The sequence below is a fragment of the Pedobacter sp. UYP1 genome (assembly GCF_040547305.1).
Lineage (GTDB): Bacteria > Bacteroidota > Bacteroidia > Sphingobacteriales > Sphingobacteriaceae > Pedobacter.
Genome location: NZ_JBEPPL010000035.1, coordinates 1 through 7,387, shown reverse-complemented (window position 1 = coordinate 7,387; position 7,387 = coordinate 1). Strand labels below are relative to the sequence as shown.

General features: G+C 43.4%; 2 protein-coding genes. Both read right to left on the bottom strand.

Annotated elements, in window-relative coordinates; translation table 11 throughout:
- Nucleotides 1–3,056, bottom strand: a 3,056-nt coding sequence (locus ABIB30_RS27120; RefSeq protein ID WP_354306147.1) for a non-ribosomal peptide synthetase, incomplete at its 3' end; no start/stop codon positions are given.
- A partial coding sequence (locus ABIB30_RS27115; protein WP_354306146.1) for a non-ribosomal peptide synthetase occupies nt 3,053–7,387 on the bottom strand: 4,335 nt, incomplete at its 5' end. The genes ABIB30_RS27120 and ABIB30_RS27115, both read right to left, overlap by 4 nt.

Sequence of the window (7,387 nt, the reverse complement as noted above, 5' to 3'; positions counted from 1 at the left end):
AGGGATTTACGGTCTGTTTTCCCATTGGCATTCAACGGGATCTCATCGAGTTGCACAAAATGTGCAGGTAACATATAGTCCGGTAAAATCCGGCTTAAATGTACACGCAGATCCGATATATTCAGTTCTTCATGGCTCACCACATAGGCAACCAGTTCCTTCTCTGTCCTGCCACCAGCAGTAACAACTGCACCTTCAACACCAGCGGTAACGACAACCCCTTCAACACCCGGATAACTTCTCAATGCGGCTTCAATCTCACCCAGCTCAATACGGTAACCACGGATTTTCACCTGGTCATCTTTACGCCCTAAGTACTCGATATTGCCATCCTCAAGCCATCTCCCCAGATCGCCAGTACGGTACATCCGTTCACCGGGTTCAAACGGGTTGGACACAAACTTCTCTGCAGTGAGTACCCCGTTGTGCAGGTAACCACGGGCAAGACCATCACCACCTATACAAATCTCTCCGGCCATACCAATTCCGCTCAGGCCCGTACCTTCTCCCAGAATATAGATGCGCGTATTGGCGATAGGTTTACCGATCAAAACGGCACTGTGTAATTCCAGTTCCTGAACGATACAACCTACTGTCGCCTCTGTCGGACCATATTCATTGTAAATAACTAACGAAGAACTGATTTGCTTTAAGATCTCCACATGACGCGATGAAACCTCCTCGCCACCAACAATCACACAACTTATCTGGGTCTCTCCGATATCCAGATGCTCCAGCATGTTGATATGTGAGGGCGTCAGTTTGATACTATTCAAGCCGCTATCCATACTAAAACTATGAGACAGGATCCAGGAAATATCCTCATATTGTCCATAAATCAACAGCTTACCACCCAAGGTCAAACAACAGAAGATACTGGTAACGGTCAGATCAAATGACAAGGAAGTATACAGACCAAAATCAGGGGTACTCCCTTTGTCCGTAAAATAATAACCATCTGCCCAGCTGATATAATTGAATAAACTACCATGGCTAACTGCGCAACCTTTGGGAAGACCCGTAGAACCGGACGTATAAATCACATAGGCCAGCTCCCGGCCAGAAACAGACAGCTGCAGATTCTCTTTGCTGTAACCTGTGGCAGAGAGTTTAAACTTCTTGATTTCTTCTTCATCCAGAACAATGGTACAACCACTGTCTGACAGCATATAATCGATACGTTCCTGCGGATAACCAGGATCTATTGGTACATACGCACAACCAGATTTCAATACCCCAAGTATAGAAACCAGCAGCAGCTCGCTCCGCTCCTGGCAGATACCGATCAGTTCTCCACCTTTTAAATGGTAGGTGGAACGAAGGTAACCTGCAAGCTGGTTGGCCAGGCTATTCAACTGGCCATAACTCAATTCCTTATCTTCAAAAGCCAATGCCACCTGATTTGCGCTGACAACGGCCTGCTCTTCAAACAAATCAATAACGGTCTTGCCTTCGGGATAAATAGCCCTGCTCTGGTTAAAGCTGACCACCAGCTTTTCCTTTTCAACGGCACTTATATAATCAAGCCCCGAAATAGCAGCCAAAGGCTGATCAAGCGCACTTTCCAGCAGTTGTTCTACATGTAAGGCCAGCTGAGTGATGCGCTGTTCCTGGAAAATATCAGTATTGAATTCAATGCTCAGCTGAAGGTCGTCTCCCTGTTCCACAAAGGTAAAGGTCAGGTCAAATTTACTGATCACCTGCTTGCTGCCCTGATAACCCCTCACCTTTAAACCTGAAAGGTTTTGTCGAGATTGCTCACCAGTCTCAGTAATCTGAAGCTCTACAATCACATCAAACAGCGCACTGCGGCTCATGTCACGCTGCAGCTGTAAATCACTCACCAGTTGGTCAAAAGGATAAACCTGGTGTTCATACCCATTGAGCGTTTGCTCCCGAACATGCAACAGCAGCCCGGTGAAACTATCGGTCCCATGGAACCTGCTGCGAAGGGCAAGCGTATTGGCATAATATCCAAGCTGATCTTCCAGGTCGCTATGCTCCCTGCCAGCTATTGGCGTACCAATGATGATATCATCCTGCCCGCTGTAACGGTAGAGCAAGCTGTTCACCCCCGCCAGTAAACCCATGAACAACGTACTGTCATGCTTGTTCACAAAAGCTTTCAGCCTGCTGCTTATCGCAGACCCCAGTAAACGGCTGATCCTGCGACCATTATAACTCTTGACCACAGGACGAACTTTATCCGAAGGAAGCGCTAAAACAGGAAGCGCTCCGCTGAACTGATCCAGCCAGTACTGCTGGTGATCTTTCAAACCCGCTCCTGTTAACTGACCCTGCTGCCAGGCAGCATAATCTTTATATTGAATTCGCAAAGGGAGCAAAGGCGAAACTGCTCCCTGAACATAGGAATTGTACAGCAACAATAATTCTTTGATCAGCACACCCATCGACCACCCATCACTGATAATATGGTGCATCACATAACTGAAAACACATTCTCCATTACCCAAACGGTAAACATTTGCACGAAGCAAAGGACCGGCAGAAAGGTCAAATATTTCAAGCAAACTCGTATTGATCAAGCTTTCCAGAACAACAGCCTGCGGCTCTGCTCCACTCAAATCCTGGTAACCTACCTTAAAACCCAGGGCTTCAGGAGTCTTAACCTGTTGCCGCACCTCACCATTTGAAGTCTCGGTAAAAACTGTCCTTAAAATCTCATGTCGCTCAATCAGGCTCGCAAAAGCATAGGAAAATGCGGCCTCATCAAGCACCCCTTCAAAAACAAACACACCAGGCATATTGTAAGCAATACTGCTTTCAGTAAACTGACTCAGTATCCAAAGCCGGTATTGGGAAGAAGATAATGGGTAGGTTTCCTGAGTTTCTATTATCGGGATTTCAATAACATCCGAATCAGGTTTATAAGTAGATAAGTATTGAATCAGTTCTTCCTTATGTAATTTGATCCTAGGTAAAAAATCATCGAGTACAAGATCATCCGGAGAATCAATTTTCAATTTACCTTCCTCCAAATAAATATTAACATTAAGATCAGCTAACTCTAAAATCAGTTTAATTATATTTCTCATATTTCAATAATATTTCTATTTCCTTTTGTGGAATTTTCTTTTTGTCCGACCCATTTAGCGACTCTTATAATATCACTTAATGCCTCAACTGTTGTATTTGATAGTATAACTTTTATACTCACCCTAACTTCATATTTTTTATATATCATGCTTGTTAAACGAGAGGCCTTCAGACTGTGTCCTCCTAACTCGAAGAAAAAGTCTTTTACTCCTATATGTTCCCTCTCCAACAGTTCCTCCCAAATTTTCACCAATTCTGCTTCAGTTTCATTTCTTGCAGGTACATACTCATGAGTAGATTTTAAAGCGAGTCCTTCAGGATCCGGCAATACATTTTTGTCTATCTTTCCGTTAGAAGTTAAAGAAAACGTTCCGACCTGTATATAATATGCAGGTAACATGTAAGCTGGTAAAATCTCACTTAAATATGATCCCAGATCAGTAGTATCCAAATCTTGCTTACTTGTGAAATAAGCAACTATTTCCTTTTCTCTTCCCAAAATGTTTCTTGCAGTGACGACCACCTCTTCAATATTGATAGAACTTTGCATAGCAGCTTCAATTTCCCCCAATTCAATTCTATATCCCCTGATTTTCACCTGGTCATCTTTTCTACCTAAGAACTCTATATTTCCGTCCGGAAGCCACCTCCCCAAATCGCCGGTGCTATACATTCTTTTCCCAGGTTTAAAAGGATTAGCAATAAATTTCACTGCTGTTAATTCAGGATTATTTAAATAACCGCGTGCTAAACCATCTCCACTCAGGCAGATTTCTCCAACCACTCCAACCGGACATAGCTTCGCTGTATTATTTATAATATATGCTGTACTATTATTTATTGGTTTTCCAATTGGGATACTTCCTGACAGAGGTACAATTTCATAGGTTAAAGAAAATGTAGTATTTTCTGTAGGCCCATAACCATTTATGATTTTCAGTGCAGGATAGTAATGATGCAGACGATTAATATGGGCAGAAGACAATTTGTCTCCTCCGGCCAATAACGTTTTTAAATTTTTAAATATGGATATCTCGTGATCTACCAGTTGGTTTAACCACCCGGCAGTAAACCATATTATATTCACTTTTCTTTTTTCAATTTCCTGACTCAGTAGTGTTACATCTAATAAAACCTCCTGACTGCATATAATTAACAAACCACCATTTAACAACATTCCCCAATACTCAAAAGTCGTAGCATCGAATGAGATTGCCCCTGTGGATAATAGAATCTGCTGATCATCGAACTTCACATAGTTAGTGGATTTCACCAACCGAACGACACTTTGCTGTTCAATCATTACTCCTTTAGGCTTGCCTGTTGATCCAGATGTATAAATCACGTAAGCAAGATCTTCAGCAGTGTTTACTGGTTTCAAATTATCAGTACTATATTGTGCTAATGAACTCCGGAATTTTAATAGCTCTGCCTCGTCAATCACTACTTTGCAATTGCTGTCAGCTAGCATATAATCAATACGTTCCTGCGGATACCCTGGATCAACAGGAACATAAGCACCACCAGATTTCAAGGCGCCCAGGATTGCAATCACCATCCACTCGCTCCTTTCCAGACAGATTCCGATCAGTTCATCTGGCTTTATCTTATAGTTAGAACGCAGATAATTTCCCAGCTGATTGGCCAAACTGTTTAGCGTTATATAGCTTAGCTCCTGGTCTTCAAAAACAAGTGCTGTTTTGTTTGCTGATGTAATAACCTGCTCCTCAAACAAATCAACCAAAGTCTTATCCCGAGGATAAGGTATTGATGTATCGTTGAACACTTCAAGCAATTGAAATTTCTCTGTTATATTTAAATAATCCAGCTCAGCAATTCGTAATGACGGATTCGCTACCATGCATTCCAGCAATTGTAAAAGATGATCTGCTAACCTGGAAAGCGTAGCCGCTTCGTAAACATTCTCATTGTATTCAAACCGTATCTCCAATGTTTCTCCGGGAATGATCATCACCATTAAATCATACCCAGTCTGTTCGAATAACTCTGAGGAAAGTAGCGATAAATCATTATCCTCTGCTGTGATTTCCCGGGAGACCAGTTCCTGTACAGGATAATTCTCAAAAACAAGAATATGGTCAAAAAGCTCTCTTCCCAATTCGCTCAGCGACTGAACTTGGGCAAGTTGTATATAATGATGATCTATACTGCGTATAGTATCCTGCTGAACTGACTTTAATAAAAACGCTATGGAATCTGCTTCCTTAAAATTCAACCTTACAGGAATATTATTGATAAACAGTCCGATCATCTCTTCTATACCAGTTACCTCAGCTGGACGACCGGAAACCACGGCTCCAAAAACCACGTCACCCGTGTTGTTGTAACTACCTAGCAAGATTCCCCAGGCGGTTTGGATCAGCGTATTTTCAGTAATTCCTAAATCAGCACATAGAGCTGTTGTCGCTGTTCTTAAATTACCCTCTAACCTTATAGACTTCTGTTTGCGCAGATAATCCCCTACTTCCTGATGCTTTTTAGGTAAACTCACAATAGTTCCATAGCCTGATAAATATTCAGTCCAATAGCTTAGAGAAGCTGTTTGATCTAGTCTCATTAACCATTTGATATAATCAACGTAAGGATACACAGCTGCTAAGGTTGCCGGTTTGCCTGACAAATAACCTTCGTATATTTGGAAAAACTCCTTAGTCAGAAGGCCTACACACCATCCATCCATTAAGATATGATGAAAACTCCAGATAAATTCATAAGTATCATCGCTCAGGTCCAAAACCGTTAAACGCATCTGAGAACCTGAATGCAGGTCAAAACCACGGGAACGGTCTGCCAACTTAAAGGCCTCAACGGCATCCGCTTCTCCTTTTTCTGCTGCTGTTGTTGTTGTTGCTGCTGTTGCTGCTGCTGATAAATCAATATAAACCAGCGAACTAAGCTCCCGGCTTACTACCTGAACCGGAATATCAGCCAGCTCATGGCTAAAGTAAGTGCGCAGAACAGCATGACGGGAAACCAGTTCCTGGTAAGCCAGTGACAGCTGAGCCAGATCCAGCTTACCTTGTATACGGTAACTTATCTGCTCAAAATAGGCTGATGACATAGGATTACTCAACCAGTAATAATATAAGCCTTCCTGTAAAGGACTTAACGGATAAACATCTGATAATCCATTACCCAGCGATTTAACCTGGGCTATTGTAAGGTCTTTGTAAGTCAAATCTACAGGGGTCAGGTGTACCTGCTGTGCTGTGGATAAGAAATCTATCAGACTATGCAAATGATATTCATAAGCAGCTAACAACTTTTCAATTCGTGAGGAAGCATACTGAGCCGAACTATAGCTTAACGAGACACGTAAACGTCCCTGTGCAACCATAACAGATATACTCAGCATCTCCCAGCGGTCCATCTCCCCGCCAGCTTCCGCTCCATGGGCTTCACTGCTAAAGCTAAACAGTTCCTCCCCGTCTGCACCGGACACGCCTGAACCGAAATCACCGAGATAATTGAACGTTATATCCGGATGGACAGCAGTAAAACCAGTTCCACCGGTCCCTGCCAGCACCCCATAACCGATTCCCTTATTGGGAACACGGTGCAGGTTCTCCTTCACTGCAATCAGACCGGAAACCAGCTCATCCTGCCCTTCCAGATCAACAAGCACAGGATACATCGTGGTGAACCATCCTACCGTACGGCTCACATCCGTATCAGCGCCAATATCCTCACGGCCATGCCCTTCCAGGTTGATCAGCACTTTCTCCAGCCCGAAGACTTCTTTCAGTGCCAGACCCAGACTGGTTAATAATATATCATTGGTATCGGTCTGGTAAGCCTGGTAACAACCTGTCAGTAAACGGTTGGTCAGCTCCTCATCCAGGATGAAGGAAGCCGAAACTGCATCCTGCATCCTGTTGCTCCCGCCGGCATAATCAGCTGAAAGCACTCCATACCCCGATTCCGATATCCCTTTCCAGTAAGCCAGCTCCTTTTCAAGTAAAGCACTGTTTGCATATACACTAAGCTGATGTTGCCAGTAAAGAAAAGAATCGGTCTTCTCCGGCAATACCAGGGGAATACCCGAACGATATTGTCCGTATAAAATGGACAGGTCTTCAAATAAAATACGCCATGATACCCCGTCAATAACCAAATGATGGCAAACCAGCAGCAAGCGGTCACCCCTGCCTGCAGCATCACGGAACAACACCGCTTTAAACAGCGGCCCCGATGACAAGTCAAAACCAGCTTGTACCTGGTTACAATAAGCCTCAAATTCAAAGCCTTCTGTAACAGTAACCACCTCCAGCGAATAACCAGATCCCAGTCCCAGGTTTTCCTGTTCCCA